We start from the raw sequence: 19226 nt of genomic DNA, 5'->3' as shown, positions 1-19226 counted from the left end.
TAGTGCGGATTGCCCGTGTGAAAGTAGGTAATCGTCAGGCTCCCCTGCAGAAAACAGAAACCCCACCCCCAAAAGGTGGGGTTTCTGCGTTTACGCCAGTGGAAAATCTCAGGCCTATCCCACCGTCCATATCCGGCACGACGGGCAAACCGTCACGTTGCACACTGGCGGCCTCGAACGGCGCGACAATTACTGTCGGTTTATCGCCCAAACGGCAGGCAGCGCCAGCTCAGGCGTTCGCGGTCTGCACGTCTTACGTGCGCTGTCCCGATACGCCGCGTAACACCAGACGCCGCGTCACCCCAGACGCAGCGAGTTTGCCCATCCGTTCCCCCTCCACCCGTCCGCTCAGGCGCGCTTTCGCGCGGGCGTCTGATATGTCATGCCTGCGGCAAAGCGGTCCAGTCGTTCACTCGCGTCGGTGATCGCCCACAACGGGGCACGGTACAACTGCCGACACCCTAGAAAAATTTCATCCTCAAAAACGCTTTCTTACACCCTTCGCATCACACCCCCAGCCTTAACATCCACCTCAAAATACTGTATAAATATACAGTAAAACGTATCGCCCCCATGCCTGCTGGATGCTGGGCAGGGCGGAGCATTCCCTATTGAAAATGAGCGTGTCTATGGCAGCAGCGATTCGGCTTGCAACCACCGCCTTGTCATCGCAATTGTCGCGTCAGATATGGCAGGGCAATGAGTGCGCCGCAGTGGACTCGCGTGTGATTTCCAGCGGCTATGCCGAGCTGGATCAATTGCTGCCGGGACAAGGTTGGTCTGCAGGTGGTTTGACGGAGTTACTGATCGAACAAGACGGCATGGGGGAGGTGCGTCTGCTGTCCCACGCGCTTCATCAACTGACCAGGCAGACCAGGCGGCACGTGCTATTCGTGGCGCCGCCTTATCAGCCTTGTGCCGTGGCACTCGGAGCCTGGGGGATCGATGTCGAGCGAGTTTTGTGGGTGCGCGCGAGCGAAGATCAGGCGCTATGGGCAGCCACTCAGGCATTGAAGCAGGATGGCATCGGTGCGGTCCTGGTCTGGCTGCCAAATGCCCGAGCCGATAAGGTTCGACGCTTGCAGGTGGCGGCTCAGGAATCGTCGTCGCTGGCATTTTTGATTCGGCCCGTCGAGGTGGCCGCGCAATCGTCGCCAGCACCTTTACGCATGATCTGCGCGCCGCTCTTGCCGGCCAATGCGGAGACGATCAACCGTCGGCAGTGGTTGCAGGAGATTGGCGTGTCGATCGATATTTTCAAGCGTCGCGGGCCGCCGTTAGCTGAGCCGCTGCGTCTCCTTTTGCCTTTACAAAGCGCGCTGTTGCCGCAAAACCGAGTCGACGTCCATCAAGGACGAGAGATCAAACATGTTGTGGATCGCAGTCACATTGCCGCTCTTGTCGCTGGAAGCGGTGAAGCCTCTCGCGCCGCTCCCGGATGGTTCGCCCGTGAAGCCGAATCAGTGTGAACCACGTGAACGCGACGAGACCCGCGCACCTCGAAGTGGCAATGACGTCACGGAGGGGCGTTGCTATGCGCTGGCCGATCATGCGCACATCCTGCTGCAGGATTTCGATGCCTTGCGCGCTGGCGTGCAAGTAGGTCATTCGCGATCCTATGCATTGGCGCTGGCGCCGGGTCTGAAGCTGCTCGCTGCCGATGTCCCCCGCGAAACGCAGGCATTCGAGGCGATAGCCCTCGCTTTGCTGACCTACACGCCGAAGGTTTCGCTCGCCGACGCGCATACGCTGCTGCTGGAAGTGGGTTCTGGTTTGAGGTTGTTCGGCGGGTTGCGTAGGTTGTTATCGCGGGTGTCCGCGACGGTGGCGGAATTCGGCTATACGGCGCGTATCGCCTGCGCACCGACCGCCTGGGGCGCGTGGCTGCTGGCGCAGGCGAGGGTCAGCAGGCAGGGGCGTCGCTGGCATGTAGTGAAGGAGACGTCGCTCGCGCGACTCCTCGACCGTTTATCCGTCTCGCTGCTGCCGGTCACGCAGGCGCATCGCGATGCGTTTGCGCATGTCGGCTGCAGTACGCTGGCCGATTTGTGTCAATTGCCGAGGTCGGGCGTCGTGCGGCGTTTCGGCAGCGGGATACTGGATCTGCTCGCGCAGGCGTATGGAACGCGGGCCGATCCGCGCGAATCGTTTCGTGCGCCGGCGTCGTTTCATGCGCAACTGGAATTGCCGTCGCGGGTCGAGAACGCCGATGCATTGCTGTTTGCTGCACGCCGACTGATTGTGCAATTGGCCGGTTGGCTGAGCGCACATCATGCGGCGCTCAGTGCTTATACCTTGCTGTTCGAGCATGAATTGGCGTCTCGTCATGCGCCGAAAACATCGAGTTTGCGAGTCGCCTGGGCGATACCGTCGCGTGATGCCGAGCATTTGATCTGGTTGTTGCGGGAGAAACTGAATCAAACCGTTCTGGTGGCACCAGTTATCGAGTTGAAACTGGTTGCGGATCAGATCGGTGACTATGCGGGGCAATCGGATACCTTGTTTCCGATGCCCGAATCAGATGGCGATTCGATCGCGCGTCTGCTCGAACGCTTGAGTGCGCGGTTGGGGGCGGAGAACGTGCTGCAGATGTCGGTGCAGGACGATCATCGTCCGGAGCGGGCAATGCGTGTGGAGGCGTACGAGGCGCAGGCGTTTTCGCGCAAGAAGCGTGCGCCGGCGAAGGCGAAGGGAAAAGGCAAAACGGATAAGACATGGCTGACCGATGAGTTGCGGCGTGCCGCTGCGGAAGACGAACGAGCAGGCAATGATGCGGCGACGCAGGAAGCGCAAGCAATCCACGCAGCCCCCAACAATCTGCAACCACCCACCGCGCAAATCTCCCTCGACTTACCTGATAGCGCGCTGCCTTCGCAGCCTCGCCCGGTCTGGATGCTCGACAAACCGTTACGTCTGATGACGCGCGACCAGCGGCCGATCTATCGTCGGCCGTTGAAAATGCTGACACGTACCGAGCGGATTGAAGCCGGATGGTGGGACGGCAATCGCGTCGAGCGGGATTACTACGTCGCGGCCGACGATCGTGGCCATATGTTCTGGGTATACCGTGAACGTATTAGCGGCGAGTGGTATTTGCAGGGATTGTTCGGTTGAGCATCATGACGAACTCGCAGCCATCACCCCTCACTCAGCACTCGCTCGCGGTCAACTTGCCGCCGTATGCGGAGTTGCATTGCCTGACGAACTTCTCGTTTCTGCGTGGCGCTTCGCATCCGCACGAACTCGTGGAGCAGGCCATGTCGTGCGGCTACAGTGCACTCGCCATTACCGACGAATGCTCGTTGGCAGGCGTCGTACGTGCGCACACGGCGTTGAAAGAAATCGAACAGGAGCGCGAGCGTCAACTGAACGCACAACTGAAAGAGCGCGAGAGCAAGGCGCAAGCCGCGCAGGTCGACACGTCGTTGGAAAGCGAAGAAGAGAAGCCCACGTTCTCGCAACAAACGGCCACAGAAAACAAAACCAAAGCAAGCGAGACCAAGAAAACTTCACCCCAGGAACCCGCACCCCAGAAACCCGCGGAACCCAGCGAATTAAAACCCATCCCTCACCTTATCATCGGCAGCGAACTCAATCTGACCGATGACACCGGCAAGCCCTTCTGCACTCTGGTTGCGCTTGCAACCAACCGCAACGGCTACGGCAACCTTTCCGAACTGATCACGCTGGCCCGCTCCCGCGCGGACAAAGGCAGCTACCGCCTCGGCCCGTCCGACCTCGCCGATTCGTTGCCGCATCTGGAACATCTGCAGACATTGCCGGACTGCCTTCTGATTCTCGTGCCGCAGCGCACGGCGACGCTCGCTCACACGCTGCGTTGCGCGCATTGGCTCGCGTCGTTCGCGGCGCAGCGTGCGTGGATCGCGCTCGAACTCTGGCAAACCGGCAGCGACGATCTGCAGATCGACGCATTGCGGATGATGTCGTCCTCGACTGGTTTGCCGCTGGTCGCGGCGGGCGGCGTTCTGATGCATACGCGTTCGCGCAAGCCTCTACAGGACACCATGACCGCGATCGGCCTCGTTACGCCGCTCTCGGCATGCGGCAACGCGCTCGAGGCGAACGCCGAGCGGCATATGCGCACGCGCGTGCGGCTCGGCAAACTGTATCCGCGCGACACGCTCGAGGAAACGCTGCGAATTGCCTCGCTCTGCCGCTTCTCGCTCGATGAACTCAAATACGAGTATCCCGAAGAACTGGTGCCGGCCGGCGAGTCGCCGTCGAGTTATCTGCGCAAGCTGGTCATGGCCGGCGCGGTGGAGCGCTGGCCTGAAGGAATGGACCTGAAACGAATCGGTCAGATCGAGAAGGAACTGGGGCTGATCGCCGACCTGAAATACGAAAAGTATTTCCTCACCGTGCACGATATCGTGAGCTTTGCTCGTTCGAGACATATCCTCTGCCAGGGACGCGGATCGGCGGCGAATTCGATCGTGTGCTACTGCCTGCATGTGACGGAAATCGATCCGGTGCAGATGAACATGCTGATCGAGCGCTTCATCTCGCGCGCGCGCAACGAGCCGCCGGATATCGACGTCGACTTCGAGCATCAGCGCCGCGAAGAGGTGATTCAATATATCTATGCCAAGTACGGCCGTCATCGCGCGGCGTTGACGGCGTCGCTGATTACGTATCACGCGCGCAGTGCGCTGAAGGACGTCGGCAAGGCGCTGGGTCTCGAGGCGTCGTTGATCGAGCGGATCAGCAAGTCGCAGCAGTGGTGGGACGGCACGGACGCGGTCGCTAAATATCTGGGCGAAGCGGGCTTCGACGCCAACTCGCACATCACGCAAAATCTGATTCGTCTCACTAAAGAGTTGCGGGGTTTTCCGCGCCATCTGTCGCAACACGTCGGCGGCTTTGTGATCGCGAAAGACAAACTGTCGCGACTGGTGCCGATCGAAAACGCGACGATGAAAGACCGCAGTGTGATCGAGTGGGACAAGGACGACATCGACGCGCTCAAGCTGCTGAAAGTCGACGTGCTGGCGCTCGGCATGTTGTCTGCGATTCGTCGCGCGCTGGAATTCGTTGCGCTGAGACGGGGATTTCCGCGCTTCAGGATGCAGGACATTCCGCGCGAAGATCGCGCCGTCTACGAGATGTGCGGCCACGCCGATACGATCGGCGTGTTCCAGATCGAATCGCGCGCGCAGCAAAGCATGTTGCCGCGTTTGAAGCCGCACAAGTACTACGACCTCGTGATCGAAGTGGCGATCGTGCGGCCCGGACCGATTCAGGGCGGCATGGTGCATCCTTATCTGCGTCGCAAGCAAGGTCTCGAAGCGGTCGACTACGCCAAGGACGAATTGCGGCCGGTGCTCGAACGCACGCTCGGTGTGCCGATTTTCCAGGAGCAGGTCATGCATCTGGCGATGGTGGCGGCGAAATATACCGGTGAGCAGGCCGATCAGTTGCGTCGTGCAATGGCCGCGTGGCGGCGCAGCGGCAACATCGAAAAGTATCAGAAAGATTTGAGCGAGCGGATGCTCGAACGCGGTTATGAGCAGACGTTCATCGACCGCATCTGCAAACAGATCGAGGGCTTCGGCGAGTACGGTTTTCCTGAGAGTCATGCAGCGAGTTTCGCGTTGCTCGTTTACCTCAGCGCGTGGCTGAAGCGTTATGAGCCGGCGGCTTTTCTGGCGGGCCTGCTGAACAGTCAGCCGTTGGGGTTTTATTCGCCGTCGCAACTCGTGCAGGATGCGAAACGTCATGGCGTCCCGGTGTTGCCGCCCGATGTGACGCTGAGCGATTGGGAGTCCACGTTCGAGCAGCGCGATCACGAAGGGCAGCGGATCTCCACGGACGAGACCTGCCTGCATCGTCAGCACGCCGTGCTGTCCGCACAGCAATTGCGCGATCTGGCGTTGCGGCGGTTGACGGTGAGCCGGACGATCCGTCGCGCGGCAAAACGCATGACGGCTCGCGTGTTTCAGGCATCGAATACGTATGGCGCGCGCGGTCCCGCGGTACGCATCGGTCTGCATCTGATCAAGGGACTGGCGCAGGGCGCCGCCGAACGCATCATGGCGGCTCGCCGCGACGCGCAGTTTGCCGACGTCGACGATCTGGCACGTCGTGCGGTCTTGACGCGGCGCGATCTCGAAGCGCTCGCCGCGGCAAATGCGCTGGTCGGCATCGCGGGGCATCGGCGTGAAGCGTGGTGGGCCGTGACCGCGCAGCACACAGTGCCTAAATTGCTGCGCGACGCACCGATCGCCGAAGCGCCATTGGCGCTGCCGCAAGCTGCCGAGGGCCGCGAGATCGTCGACGATTACGCCAGCATCGGCCTCACGCTGAATCGTCATCCGCTCGCGTTATTGCGTCCGCGGCTTGCGCGGCAGCGTTTTCGCGCGGCGGCCGAACTCGCCGCGTGTCAGCACGGCACGCTGGCGCGGGCGTGCGGCATCGTCACCGTGCGGCAACGGCCGGGCACGGCGAACGGCACGGTGTTCGTTTCCATCGAAGACGAGACGGGCTCGGTCAATGTGATCGTCTGGCCGTCGCTGGTGGAAAAGCAACGCAAGGTGTTGTTGGGCGCGTCGTTGCTGGCGGTCTACGGCGTCGTGCAACGCGACGACGGTGTCGCGACGGGTGGCGACAACGACGAGGCGGGGCCGGCGGTGAACGGGAAACCGGCGGGTAAGGGAAAACCGGCGGGCGAAGGGAAACCAGCAGGTAAAGGGAAACGGAAAAACATGGGCGAGGTGGTTCATCTCGTCGCCCATCGTCTTGAGGATCTTAGCGATTGGCTCGGCGAGCTCGCCACGGCGAGTCGCGATTTTCATTGAGGTTGTTGGGGGGCGCTTGTGGGGTGGTTAGGCACGCGGGCGCTTAAGCCGCTCGATGCGCGCAAGCTCAAACTTGCGCTCGCGCTAGAGCCGACATTTACGTCGCCGTATCGCCGCGCCACGGAAACGCCCCCAACACCTGCCGGATCGCCGTATCGAACGACGTACGGCGGCCAATCCCAAGCGCGTCAAGTCGATCCGACGCCAGATGGCAGTTATGCGGACGCGGCGTCGCATCGGTCGGCGTGTGCTGCGGCGTTAGCCGCGCGTCGAGCTGCAACGCTTCGGCAAGACGTAGCGCGATGTCGTACTTGGTCATTGGCTCGTCGCCCGACCATTGCATGATGCCGCGGATCGTGTCGCCGCGCGCATGCTGTTCGAGCATCTGCCGGATCACGAATGCGATATCCGGCGTGAAGGTCGGATAGCGGATCGCCCATGCATCCATGACCGCGGGCTTGCCATCCACCGATGCCGCGATCGCCGGTACGAGACTCGTCACCGCCGATTCCGCCCAGCCGACGATCGGCCCATACAGAAGCGGCAAACGCAGCATGCAGCCGAGATCGGTCGCCTCCAGCAGCGCACGCTCGCCTTCGAGCTTGCTGCGTCCATAAGCGTTGAGCGGCGAGGGCGCGGCGTCATGCCGATAGGGCGGGTGGGCGCCGTCGAAAACGTAGTCGGTGGAGATCGACAGCGTCCATGCGCCGCACCGGTTTGCCGCGGCGGCCAGGGTGCGTACCGCGTCGACATTCAGTGCGCGGGCCAGCGCCGGGTCGTGCTCGCAGACGTCCGGCCGACGCTCCGCGGCGGCAATCACGAGCGCGTCCGGTGCCTCGCGCTCGACGAATTGCTCGACCGCGCGGGCGTCGCGAATATCCAGTGTGATGGCGTGCGGCGCCGGGCGGCTGAACGTCGTGGCGACGACTTGCCAGCCGGCCTGCCGCGCCAGTTCGCCGACGAGCGCGCGGCCGAGCAGCCCGGAGCCGCCAATGACAGCAACTTTGAACATGGCGTGAACCGCCTAGCGAAGTGCGTCGCTGCTTGCGGCGCCGCCAGCCGCGCTTTTTACCGTGTAGCCGGCTTCGTCGATGGCGGCCTTCAGCACCTCAGCCGCTTGCGTCGATTCGACCACGACACGTCCCGACGCGAGATCCACTTGAACCTGCGCGGCTTCGTCGTGCTCGCGGATTGCATTCGTCACCGCTGCCACGCAGTGTTGGCAGCTCATGCCTTCTACCTGAAATTCGATCGTCATCGGATGGCTCTCGGGGAAATGAATATTGCGATAGTTGAATTATGCCTGCCGATCCGCACTTGAGTGCTAGACCCTCTCATCATGGGAAGGTGTAGGATCGATTTCTACCTTTGGGGGAAAGTGATGAATATCGGTGAAGCGGCCCGCTCGTCGGGCGTCACGGCGAAGATGATTCGCTACTACGAAAGCGTCGGTTTGCTGATGGCAAAGGCGCGCACCAGCGCGGGTTATCGCGTGTACGGTCCGCAGGAGGTTCACTCGCTGCGCTTTATCCGGCAGGCGCGCCGGCTCGGCTTTCTGGTCGAAGACATTCGACGGTTGCTGGCGTTGTGGCACGACCGCTCGCGCGCCAGCGCCGAAGTGAAGGCGATCGCGCTGGAACATGTGGCCGAACTCGATCGCCGAATCGCGGAACTCACCGATATGCGCGACACGTTGGCGCATCTGGCGGACCACTGTCACGGCGACGACCGGCCCGATTGCCCGATTATCGAGCGGCTCGCGGACACCGATCTGGTGTCCGGGCACGGTTGTCATCCCGTTTGAGGGTGCGTTTGAGCGTGCGTTTACGGCAGAAGGTGCAACCCGCAACGAAGCGTTGTGGCAACGGGCAACATTTGCACTAAATTTGTGCAATAAAATTCGGGGCGGTATGGTTTATGGAGAAATTCAGCTTCCAAGCTTAGATAAATCAACGACTTACCTGCACCGATACCGTGCACCATTCCAAAGCGGAATGCACGTCATGCGGGCATTTCATTAGCAAGGTTGCACCATCGGTCTATAATCCGGGTTAACCCTTTTACGGGAAATCCCTGATGAACAGTGCACCGGGGATTCAATCTGATCCTTGGAGAACATCATGTTTGCATACATTCTTGAAAAGCTGAGCACCTGGTTTGAAGCCGCAGAACGTAACCGTCGTGAAGCTTACCTGGCGTCGTCGTCGGATATCGTTCAGTTGGAACAACGCATCCGCACGCTCGAAACCAACGGCTACTCGCTGTAAGTTTCATTCGCGTCACGTTGGACCGGCAGCGCTAGGTAGCGCAGCCCCGCAGTCGCAGTAAGTGTTGAGCCCCGTATTGACGGGGCTTTGTCACATCTGGGCCCCGTAAAATCGCACAACGGGGGCGCGACTCCCGTTTCTGGCGAATATCGACTAGCTTGGCAGGTGACGTCGAGGTAAGGTAAGACGTTTTCAGCGTCTTCCCCGACGTTCTCAAATTCAACCGGTCCGTTCTATGCCTTCCGTCCGCTCGCTCAAATTCATCTTCGCCGTGGCCGCAGCGGTCTCGCTGACGACGACATTTACCGTGTCGGTTGTATACGCCGCGTCGAGCACGAACACCAGCACGACGCGCAAGCCGTTGATCCTCGACTCGCAAAACGGCATCAACGACGGGCAAAGCGGCACCGTATTGCAGACCGCGCCGCTCTCGCATCAGCCGATTGTCGGCGCGCAGCCCATCGCAGCGCCCACAGAACTCGCGCCGAATTCGTCGATGCCTTACGTTGTCGCGCCTTATATCCAGTTGCCCACGGGCGGAAGCACACCGCAGCCGCCACGGCCGCAGCCGCACCCCGTGCCGCGGTCGCAATAGGCATTGGCGGCGCAGTAACTGTGCTACTTCAAGGACAAGGGCCTCAAGGCAGCGAGCCCGCGCTCGCCGCCAATCTCAGTCGCCGCGATACTCGACCTTAAACTGCGCGGCCTTATCTTCGCCGAGCGCCTTAACCAGCCACGGCATCTGATCCTTCAGCGTCTTGGCCAGCGTATACGGCGGATTCAGAATAAACATGCCGCTACCGAACAGCCCAAAACCATCTTCCGGCGGATTGCTCACCGTCAGGCTTACGTGCAGCCAGTTACGCTCCTGCAACTTCTTCAGTTGATCGGGAAAGCGCTGCGATTCAAGACGCCGCACCTGCGGATACCAGACTGCATAACTGCCAGTCGGAAAGCGCTTCAGGCTCTCTTCGACGCAGCGTAGCGTGCGCGTGTAATCGCGTTTGTCCTCGTACGACGGATCGAGCAGCACCAGCGCGCGGCGCGGCGCCGGCGGCAGCAAGGCGAGGATGCCGTCGAAGCCGTCGCCGGCGTACAGCATGGCCCGGCGGCCCGCGTCACGGAAATTGTGGCGCAGCACGTCGATTTCGGTGGTGTGCAGTTCGAACAGACGCATGCGGTCCTGCTCGCGCAACTGCCGCCACGCAATATAAGGCGAACCGGGGTAGAAGCGCAGTTGGCCGTCAGGATTGAGCGCGGCCACTTCGTCGACGTAATCGGCGAACAACGGCGGCAGATCGTTGCGCTCCCACAGTTTGGCAATGCCGGTCTGAAACTCCCCGGTTTTGACCGCGTAGCCTTCCTTCAGCGAATAGACGCCGGCGCCCGCATGCGTGTCGATGTACCAGTAGGCTTTGTCCTTCTGGCCGAGGTAGCGCAAGAGCTGCAACACGACGGCGTGTTTCAGGACGTCGGCGTGATTGCCTGCGTGAAAGGCGTGGCGGTAGCTAAGCATGATGAGGAAACGCTGAAAGAAGGCGTGCCGGCCCAAGGAGGATCCGGCGATGCGGGTGCAATGTGGCTGCACAGCGGGCATAGAGCGCCGATGCGAGGCGCGGTCGCGTATTGTACGCGACGCCGCGTCGTGCTTCGCGCTTTGCATCGAGTTCCGCGCAACATGGCCGAGGCGCGGCGTGGCCCATGTTACGCGGTGCGGCGCGAGTCCGATCAGTCGTACGCGTCGCCGACGATGTCCTCGATCTTCTGCTTGATCTCTGGCGTGATCCGCGCGGCCACCTCGGCGGATTGCATGTTCTCGCCGATCTGTTCGACCCGCGACGCCCCCGTGATCACCGTGCTCACGTGCGGATTCTTCAGCAGCCATGCGATCGCCAGTTGTCCGATCGTGCAGTCCAGTTCGTCGGCGACTTCGCCGAGCTTGCCGACCACATTGTTCTTGCCCGTGTCGGTCAGTTGCTTGCGCAACCAGTCGTAACCTTGCAACTGTGCGCGGCTATCGGCGGGCACGCCGTCGCGGTATTTGCCGGTTAGCAGACCGGATGCGAGCGGACTCCACGTAGTCAGTCCAAGACCGATGTCCTCATAAAGCCGCTTGTATTCCTGTTCGACGCGTTTGCGGTGGAACAGGTTGTATTGCGGCTGCTCCATGACCGGCTTGTGCAGATGATGACGCTCGGCGATGTCGTAAGCCGCGCGAATTTCGTCGGCGCTCCATTCGGACGTGCCCCAGTACAGGGCCTTGCCGCGCGTAATCATGTCGCTCATGGCCCAGACCGTTTCCTCGACGGGCGTGTTCGGGTCAGGACGATGACAGAACACCAGATCCACATAATCGAGCTGCAGACGCTTGAGCGACGCGTCGATCGCGTTCAGTAGATATTTACGGTTCAGTGTGTGGTACTGATTCGGCGCTTCCGCGAGGCCCCAGAAGAATTTCGTGGACACCACGTAGCTGACGCGCGGCCACGCCAGTTCCTTGAGCGCCTGACCCATGATCTCTTCCGACTTGCCGCCGGCGTAGACCTCGGCGTTATCGAAAAAGTTGACGCCGGCGTCGCGCGCCGCCGCGAGCGATTCACGCGCCGCGCCATGGTCGACCTGATTGCCGTAGGTGACCCACGAGCCGATGGACAGTTCGCTGACTTGCAGGCCAGAGCGGCCCAGACGTCGATAATTCATGCCTTCCTCCTTGTTGGTGATGCCACAGGAATTCCGCCGAAAACATCCAGTTTAAAGAGATACGGGGCGATGTGCGTTTTACCGATGGAGTTCACACGGTTCATGCACAATAGCAGCGATGGCCGCAGTGCAGCATTCGGCCGAACGGCCTATGCCGTTTGGCTGACTTCACGCCGCCCGCGGTCCGTGGTCTCATTGCTCATCAACTGCATGGAGGTTCTGGATGTCGTCACTGAACACGAATCTGAATGGCAAAGTCGCGGTAGTCACCGGTGCCGCGAGCGGCATCGGCAAGCAGATTGCGCTCACCCTTTCGGCGGCGGGCGCGGCGGTCGCGATCGCCGACCTGAATCAGGACGGGGCGAACGCCGTCGCTGAAGAAATCAAACAGGGCGGCGGCAAGGCAATCGGCGTGGCCATGGACGTCACGAACGAAGAAGCCGTCAATCAGGGCATCGACAAAGTCGCCGCCGAATTTGGCTCGATCGATATTCTGATTTCCAACGCCGGCATCCAGATCGTTAATCCAATCGAAAACTATTCGTTTTCCGACTGGAAGAAAATGCAGGCGATTCACGTGGACGGCGCCTTCCTGACCACCAAGGCCGCGCTGAAGCACATGTATAAAGACGATCGCGGCGGCATCGTGATCTACATGGGCTCGGTCCATTCGCATGAAGCGTCGCCGCTGAAGTCCGCGTACGTGACCGCCAAGCACGCGTTGCTGGGCCTCTCGCGTGTGCTGGCCAAGGAAGGCGCCAAGCACAATGTGCGCTCGCACGTGGTGTGTCCGGGTTTCGTGCGCACGCCGCTCGTCGACAAGCAGATTCCCGAGCAGGCCAAAGAACTCGGCATCAGCGAAGAAGACGTGATCAAGCGCGTAATGCTGGGCGGCACGGTCGACGGCATCTTCACCACGGTGGAAGACGTCGCGCAGACGGTGCTGTTCCTCTCCACCTTCCCGACGGCCGCGCTGACCGGCCAGTCCTTTATTGTGAGCCACGGCTGGTACATGCAATAAGGAGTCACCTATGGCGCAACGCAATCTCAAGCGGGCGCGCGTGGGTGCGCCCGGCGACGGGGAAGGCGAGGGCGCGGGCCCCGCGCCCGCGGCACACCCTGCCCGGCACCTCCATTTGCCCAACTATGAAACTGTCGCTTTGGTGTTGCAGGGCGGCGGCGCATTGGGCGCGTACCAGGCCGGCGTCTATCAGGGACTTTTCGAGGCCGGCATCGAACCTAACTGGCTGGCGGGCATTTCGATCGGCGCGTTGAATACGGCCATCATTGCCGGCAATCCGCCGGAAAAGCGTGTCGAACGGCTGCTGCAGTTCTGGGAGACGATCTGCCAGCCGGCATTCGGGCCGCCGCTGCCGGCTTTTATCGAACACGCACTGTTCAATTCCAGCGAGGCGATACGCAAAGCCTTTACGGCAACCCAGGCCATGGGCGCTATCGTCGAAGGGCAAAAGGGCTTTTTTGTTCCGCGTTTCCCGCCGCCGCTGCCCACGGTGTCCGGGCCGCCGCAAATGGCCAGCTACTACGACACTACGCCGCTGAAAGCCACACTTGAAGCGCTGTGTGATTTCGACCGGATCAACTCGAAGGAAATGCGCGTGTCGGTGGGCGCGGTCAATTGCGGTACGGGGAATTTCGCGTACTTCGATAACACGCACACCACGCTAAGGCCCGAGCATTTCATGGCGTCCGGTGCGTTGCCGCCGGGCTTCGCGGCGGTCGAGATCGACGGTCAGTACTACTGGGACGGCGGCTTGATGTCGAATACGCCGCTCTACGAGGTGATTCAGTCCACGCCGCGTCGTGACACGCTCGCGTTTCAGGTCGATCTGTGGAGCGCGATCGGGCCGGTGCCGGATAACATCACCGACGTTCAGGGGCGCATGAAAGACATTCAGTACTCGAGCCGCACGCGTCTCGTGACCGATATGCTGCAACGCTCGCAGCGTTTCCGGCACGTGTTGCGCGAGGTGCTGGACCGTGTGCCGTCCGATCAGCGCGACGATCCGTGGTGCAAGCTGGCCGACGATCTATCGTGTTCGAAGCGCTACAACGTGATGCATCTGATCTACCGGCAAAAGGAATACGAAGGGCATTTCAAGGACTTCCAGTTCGGTCTCTCCACCATGCGCGAACATTGGCAAAGTGGTCTGGAGGATATCCAGCGCTCGCTTGCGCAACCCGATTGGCTCGACATACCGGATAACGATGCGGGTTTTGTCACGCACGATATTCACCGCGATTCACGCTGATAAAGATCGCAAGCCACAAACGAAAAACGGCGCCCCTAAGGGCGCCGTTTTCACGTCGGGACAGCGCGCGGGGAACAAGCCGCGCGTCTGAATGCCTTCTTACTTCAACACGTGAGCGATCGCGTTAGCCACTGCGTCGAGATTGCGCGTGTTCAGCGCAGCCACGCAGATACGACCGGTGCTCACCGCATAGATGCCGAACTCCTCGCGCAGACGGTCCACTTGCGGCGCCGTCAGACCCGAGTAAGAGAACATGCCGCGTTGCGCGTTCACGAAGCTGAAGTCGCGATCCACGCCGCTTGCCTTCAGGCGTTCGACCAGACCGTTGCGCATGGCGCGGATGCGATCGCGCATTTCGCCCAGTTCCGTTTCCCACGTGGCGCGCAGGTCGGCCGACGCGAGCACCGCTGCAACCACCGAGCCGCCATGCGTGGGCGGGTTCGAGTAGTTCGTGCGGATCACGCGCTTGAGCTGCGACAGCACGCGCGAGGATTCTTCCTTGCTCGCGGTGATGATGGACAGCGCGCCAATGCGCTCGCCGTACAGCGAGAACGACTTCGAGAACGACGACGACACGAACACGTTCAGTTCCGACGCGGCGAACAGGCGCACGGCGGCGGCATCGGATTCGATGTTGTCGCCGAAACCTTGATAAGCGATGTCGAGGAACGGCACCAGATTGCGCGCCTTGACGACTTCGACCACCTGCTTCCATTGCTCGACGCTGAGGTCGACGCCGGTCGGGTTGTGGCAGCACGCGTGCAGCACGACAACCGTGCCCGCCGCGTAGCTGTTCAGCGCGCCCAGCATGCCTTGGAAGTTCACGCCATGCGTTTGCGCGTCGTAGTACGGGTACGACAGGACTTCAAAGCCTGCGCTTTCGAACAGCGCACGGTGGTTTTCCCAGCTCGGGTCGCTGATCGCGACCTTGGCGTTCGGATCCAGGCGCTTCAGGAAGTCCGCGCCGATCTTCAGCGCGCCCGTGCCGCCCAGTGCCTGCGCCGTCACGACGCGACCGGCCGCGATCAGCGCCGAGTCGTTGCCGAGCAGCAGCGTTTGCACGGCTGCGTCGTAGGCGGCGATGCCTTCGATCGGCAGATAGCCGCGCGGCAGCGCAGCTTCGACGCGCGCCCGTTCGGCGTCGCGCACGGCGCGTAGCAGCGGAATCTTGCCTTCTTCATTGAAGTACACGCCGACGCCAAGATTGACCTTGGTGGCGCGCGCATCGGCGTTAAAAGCTTCGTTCAGGCCCAGAATCGGGTCGCGGGGAGCAAGTTCGACGGCGGAGAACAGAGACATGATGGGTGGGCAGCAGTAGTGAAAAGAGGGCGGCGGCATCGCGCGCGGGGCGGCCCGAACAGCGGCGTCTGACGAAAAAAAGCAGGCGGGTGGCGGGCGGCTGCGAGCGAGCGCAACTTCGCATTGTAACGAATTCACGACCATTTTTCGGCCGACGCGGCCTGTTGAGGGGAATTAATTGCTTGAAAAACAGGCAGCTGGGCGCCAGGTGGTAGTCAGGAATCGAGTCTCAACCTCTACGCGGACCCGCTCAGCCCGCACTCGCGCAACCCGTTAGAATAGTTCTTTGCCCAAGGCCCGGTGCCGCCCCACATGTCCGAACAACACCACACTGAAGCCGAAGACGCGCTCGACGAATCCAAGTTCGTCACGTTCGAAGGCTCGCCGTTCCAGCTATACCAGCCGTACCCGCCGGCCGGCGACCAGCCCACGGCGATCGACACGCTCGTCGAAGGCGTCGAAGACGGTCTGTCGTTCCAGACGCTGCTCGGCGTGACCGGCTCCGGCAAGACCTTCACGATGGCGAACACGATCGCCCGGCTGGGTCGTCCGGCGATCGTGTTCGCGCCGAACAAGACGCTTGCCGCGCAGCTTTATTCGGAGTTCCGCGAGTTTTTCCCGCGCAACGCGGTCGAGTACTTCGTTTCGTACTACGACTACTACCAGCCGGAAGCGTATGTGCCGCAGCGCGACCTGTTCATTGAAAAGGACTCATCGATCAACGAGCACATCGAACAGATGCGGCTGTCGGCCACCAAGAGCCTGCTGGAGCGGCGCGACGTGATAATCGTGGCGACGGTGTCGGCGATTTACGGTATCGGCAATCCGTCCGAATACCACAAGATGATTCTGACGCTGCGCACCGGCGACAAACTGGGCCAGCGCGACATCATCGCGCGGCTGATCGCGATGCAGTACAACCGCAACGAAGCCGACTTCCAGCGCGGCTCGTTCCGCGTGCGCGGCGATACCATCGACATTTTCCCGGCCGAGCATGCCGAGATGGCGGTGCGCCTCGAGCTGTTCGACGACGAAGTCGAAACGCTGCAACTATTCGATCCGCTCACCGGCCGCGTGCGTCAGAAGATTGCGCGTTTCACGGTGTATCCGTCGTCGCACTATGTAACGCCGCGCGATACGGTGATGCGCGCGGTCGAAACCATCAAGAACGAGCTGCGCGAGCGGCTCGAGTTTTTCTATGGCGACGGCAAGCTGGTCGAAGCGCAGCGCCTCGAGCAGCGTACCCGCTTCGATCTGGAAATGCTGCAGGAGCTGGGTTTCTGCAAAGGCATCGAAAACTACTCGCGGCATTTTTCGGGCGCGGCGCCCGGCGAGCCGCCGCCCACGCTGGTCGACTACCTGCCGCCGGACGCGATCATGCTGCTCGACGAATCGCACGTGCTGATCGGTCAGTTGAACGGCATGTACAACGGCGACCGGGCGCGCAAGGAGAACCTCGTCGACTACGGTTTCCGTTTGCCGTCGGCGTTGGACAACCGGCCGCTCAAGTTCAACGAGTTCGAGCGCAAGATGCGTCAGGTGGTGTTCGTGTCGGCCACGCCGGCGGACTACGAGAAGAAAACCGCCGGCCAGGTGGCCGAACAACTGGTGCGACCCACCGGGCTCGTCGATCCGGAAATCGAAGTGCGGCCGGCGCGCAGCCAGGTGGACGACGTGCTGGGCGAGATCAACGAACGCGTCAAGGTCGGCGACCGCGTGCTGGTCACCGTGCTGACCAAGCGCATGGCCGAGCAGTTGACCGAGTTTCTGGCCGATCACGGCGTCAAGGTGCGCTATCTGCATAGCGACATCGATACGGTGGAGCGGGTCGAGATCATCCGCGATCTGCGCCTGGGCACATTCGACGTGCTGGTCGGGATCAACCTGCTGCGCGAAGGGCTGGATATTCCGGAAGTGTCGCTGGTCGCGATTCTCGACGCGGACAAGGAAGGCTTCCTGCGCGCCGAGCGCTCGCTGATTCAGACCATCGGCCGGGCGGCGCGCAACGTGAACGGCAAGGCGATTCTGTACGGCGACAAGATCACCGACTCGATGCGTCGCGCGATCGACGAAACCGAGCGGCGGCGCACCAAACAGACCGCCTTCAATGTTGCGAACGGCATCACGCCGCGCGGCGTGGTCAAGCGGATTCGCGACATTATCGACGGTGTGTATAACGTCGACGACGCGCGCGCCGAACTGAAGGAACAGCAAACGCGCGCGAAGTTCGAGGACATGTCCGAGAAGCAACTCGCCAAGGAACTCAAGCGCCTCGAAAAGCAGATGATGGAGCACGCCAAGAATCTGGAATTCGAGAAAGCCGCGCAGACCCGCGACCAATTGGCGCTGCTGCGCCAACGCGTGTTCGGCGCGAACGTCGGCGATCACATCTCCGGCGTCTGATCCGTCTGATTTATGGATCGTCGGCATGCGAGGCGCGGCAGTCTGCCGCGCCTTTTCTTTTGACATCGGACAAAGCATCGGCAAGTGCCCGACACTGGCCCGACAACCTCCCTACATAACACCACCTGGCAGACCGACAGCTACCCGACACCGGGTCGGCTCGGCATCTGTCGCCGTTTTCGGACGTTTCCTTAAGAAAGCCTTAAGACCCCGCTGCCATAAGGCTTTGCGCACGTCCCAATTTGTCCTCACTAGCGATCGATGATAAACTCATTCAATATTGAGAATGGTTCGCATTAACGTTTTGGTATGCGCCTTGCTTACGGCATGTGGGTTTTTTGAAAGATAATGGCCGCGCCAGCCGAGACGTGCCTGACCGCACTATTCCAATGGGTTTCATTCCAGTCTCACTGATAAAAACTAGGAGTTTCAATGCGGATTTCTTCATTTGTGCGCGGTGGCGCAGCAGCAGTAGCCGCCGTCGCGGCGCTCTCGGCATCGGCCGCGGAATATCCGATCGGCAAGCAGCAGATCCAGGGTGGCATGGAGATCGGCGCCGTCTACCTGCAGCCGATCACGATGGAACCCGAAGGCATGATGCGCAAGGCGTCTGATTCGGACGTTCATCTGGAAGCCGATATTCACGCTGTCAAAAACAACCCGACCGGTTTCGCCGAAGGCGACTGGATGCCGTATCTACAAGTGCGTTACGAGCTGACGAAGGCCGGTTCGAATCAGACGCAGAAGGGCGACATGATGGCGATGGTCGCCAACGACGGTCCGCACTACGGCGACAACGTCAAGCTGCAAGGGCCGGGCAAATACCACCTGAAGTTGATCGTCGAGGCGCCGATGCAAACGGGCCACATGGCTTTCGGCCGTCACGTCGACAAGGAAACCGGCGTGGGCGCGTGGTTCAAGCCGATCACGCTCGACTACGACTTCACCTTCGCCGGTATCGGCAAGAAGGGCGGCTACTGATCGTCGCGGTTCGTCACGCGTCGTGCGTCGTGATGTGATCGTGATCGGAAGTGACTGACTGCAGCAGGCGGCGCGCTGGGAATCAAGCCCGGCGCGCCGCGTTTTTCCGGAAAGGCCAATGAGAATTCACCGAAACATCGCGCTTCTCGCTACCACCGCCTTGCTGGCGGGTGCGGCCCATGCCGCCGATTTGCCGACCTTCAAGCTGGAAATGAACGACGGCAAGCTGAACCCGGCTCGCATCGAAGTGCCGGCGGGGCAGCGTATCAAGATCGAAGTGCACAACGTCGGCAAAGGCGCCGCCGAATTCGAAAGCGTGCAGTTGCGCAAGGAAAAAGTGTTGGCGCCCGGCGCGGATTCGTTCGTGGTGATCGCACCGCTCGAGCCGGGCGAGTACAAGTTTTTCGACGACTTCCACCAGCAGGCGCAGGGCGTGATCGTCGCGAAGTAGTGGCTTGAATCACGAGCGCGCGCCGTCGGCGGTCGCGGGT

The 19226-nt window shown here is 61.3% G+C and carries 16 protein-coding genes; 11 read left to right on the top strand and 5 right to left on the bottom strand.

The window, feature by feature from the left end; genetic code table 11:
• Positions 1-629: 629 nt before the first annotated feature.
• The 3 genes from imuA to B0G83_RS35285 are packed head-to-tail and all read left to right on the top strand — an operon-like array spanning position 630 to position 6815.
• Positions 630-1469, top strand: a complete 840-nt coding sequence (gene imuA, locus B0G83_RS35295; protein WP_105511932.1) for a translesion DNA synthesis-associated protein ImuA — start codon at positions 630-632, stop codon at positions 1467-1469.
• Positions 1369-3114 (top strand): DNA polymerase Y family protein, encoded by a 1746-nt coding sequence (locus B0G83_RS35290; protein ID WP_105511926.1) that lies wholly within the window; start codon positions 1369-1371, stop codon positions 3112-3114. The genes imuA and B0G83_RS35290 overlap by 101 nt, the downstream gene beginning before the upstream one ends.
• 5 nt (positions 3115-3119) lie before the next feature.
• Positions 3120-6815, top strand: a complete 3696-nt coding sequence (locus B0G83_RS35285) for an error-prone DNA polymerase (protein ID WP_105511925.1) — start codon at positions 3120-3122, stop codon at positions 6813-6815.
• A 97-nt stretch (positions 6816-6912) separates the two neighbouring features.
• Here the strand turns inward: B0G83_RS35285 and B0G83_RS35280 are convergent, their stop codons facing one another.
• Together B0G83_RS35280 and B0G83_RS35275 are read right to left on the bottom strand one after the other, a co-directional pair.
• Positions 6913-7827 carry an SDR family oxidoreductase gene (locus B0G83_RS35280; protein WP_105511924.1) on the bottom strand — a complete coding sequence of 305 codons (915 nt, stop codon included), beginning with the start codon at positions 7825-7827 and terminating at the stop codon, positions 6913-6915.
• A 12-nt stretch (positions 7828-7839) separates the two neighbouring features.
• Positions 7840-8073, bottom strand: coding sequence for a heavy-metal-associated domain-containing protein (locus B0G83_RS35275; protein WP_105511923.1), 234 nt, complete (start codon positions 8071-8073; stop codon positions 7840-7842).
• Positions 8074-8196: 123 nt separating this feature from the next.
• Here B0G83_RS35275 and cueR point away from each other — a divergent pair, with 123 nt between their 5' ends.
• The 3 genes from cueR (at position 8197) to B0G83_RS35260 (ending at position 9677) form a co-directional block, all read left to right on the top strand.
• Positions 8197-8619: a Cu(I)-responsive transcriptional regulator gene (gene cueR / locus B0G83_RS35270; RefSeq protein ID WP_105511922.1), complete on the top strand. Its 423-nt coding sequence runs from the start codon at positions 8197-8199 to the stop codon at positions 8617-8619.
• A gap of 316 nt (positions 8620-8935) precedes the next feature.
• Entirely contained in the window at positions 8936-9082 is a 147-nt protein-coding gene (locus B0G83_RS35265; RefSeq protein WP_081935903.1) for a DUF3563 family protein, read from the top strand.
• A 235-nt stretch (positions 9083-9317) separates the two neighbouring features.
• Positions 9318-9677 carry a hypothetical protein gene (locus B0G83_RS35260; RefSeq protein WP_105511921.1) on the top strand — a complete coding sequence of 120 codons (360 nt, stop codon included), beginning with the start codon at positions 9318-9320 and terminating at the stop codon, positions 9675-9677.
• A gap of 75 nt (positions 9678-9752) precedes the next feature.
• Here B0G83_RS35260 and B0G83_RS35255 read toward each other — a convergent pair whose 3' ends face one another.
• Together B0G83_RS35255 and B0G83_RS35250 are read right to left on the bottom strand one after the other, a co-directional pair.
• Entirely contained in the window at positions 9753-10598 is an 846-nt protein-coding gene (locus B0G83_RS35255) for a 23S rRNA (adenine(2030)-N(6))-methyltransferase RlmJ (protein WP_105511931.1), read from the bottom strand.
• Positions 10599-10810: 212 nt separating this feature from the next.
• Complete coding sequence (locus B0G83_RS35250; protein ID WP_105511920.1) at positions 10811-11782, bottom strand: aldo/keto reductase; 972 nt, start codon at positions 11780-11782, stop codon at positions 10811-10813.
• Positions 11783-12005: 223 nt separating this feature from the next.
• Here B0G83_RS35250 and B0G83_RS35245 point away from each other — a divergent pair, with 223 nt between their 5' ends.
• Together B0G83_RS35245 and B0G83_RS35240 are read left to right on the top strand one after the other, a co-directional pair.
• Entirely contained in the window at positions 12006-12803 is a 798-nt protein-coding gene (locus B0G83_RS35245; protein WP_105511919.1) for a 3-hydroxybutyrate dehydrogenase, read from the top strand.
• A gap of 10 nt (positions 12804-12813) precedes the next feature.
• Positions 12814-14052, top strand: coding sequence for a patatin-like phospholipase family protein (locus tag B0G83_RS35240; protein ID WP_105511918.1), 1239 nt, complete (start codon positions 12814-12816; stop codon positions 14050-14052).
• 99 nt (positions 14053-14151) lie between these two features.
• Here B0G83_RS35240 and B0G83_RS35235 read toward each other — a convergent pair whose 3' ends face one another.
• Positions 14152-15351 (bottom strand): amino acid aminotransferase, encoded by a 1200-nt coding sequence (locus B0G83_RS35235; protein WP_105511917.1) that lies wholly within the window; start codon positions 15349-15351, stop codon positions 14152-14154.
• Positions 15352-15663: 312 nt separating this feature from the next.
• Between B0G83_RS35235 and uvrB the strand changes: the two genes are divergently transcribed.
• The 3 genes from uvrB (at position 15664) to B0G83_RS35220 (ending at position 19186) form a co-directional block, all read left to right on the top strand.
• The gene (uvrB, locus tag B0G83_RS35230) at positions 15664-17754 is read left to right on the top strand and encodes an excinuclease ABC subunit UvrB (protein ID WP_105511916.1); all 2091 of its coding nucleotides are present in this window, start codon (positions 15664-15666) and stop codon (positions 17752-17754) included.
• Positions 17755-18186: 432 nt separating this feature from the next.
• Positions 18187-18735, top strand: coding sequence for an iron transporter (locus B0G83_RS35225; RefSeq protein WP_105511915.1), 549 nt, complete (start codon positions 18187-18189; stop codon positions 18733-18735).
• A gap of 118 nt (positions 18736-18853) precedes the next feature.
• Complete coding sequence (locus B0G83_RS35220) at positions 18854-19186, top strand: cupredoxin domain-containing protein (RefSeq protein ID WP_105511914.1); 333 nt, start codon at positions 18854-18856, stop codon at positions 19184-19186.
• Positions 19187-19226: the final 40 nt, after the last annotated feature.

It is taken from the genome of Paraburkholderia sp. BL21I4N1, from assembly GCF_002973525.1.
Taxonomy (GTDB): Bacteria; Pseudomonadota; Gammaproteobacteria; order Burkholderiales; family Burkholderiaceae; genus Paraburkholderia.
The sequence above is the reverse complement of the archived record's forward strand: the minus strand, read 5'-3'. Positions and strand labels throughout refer to the sequence as shown.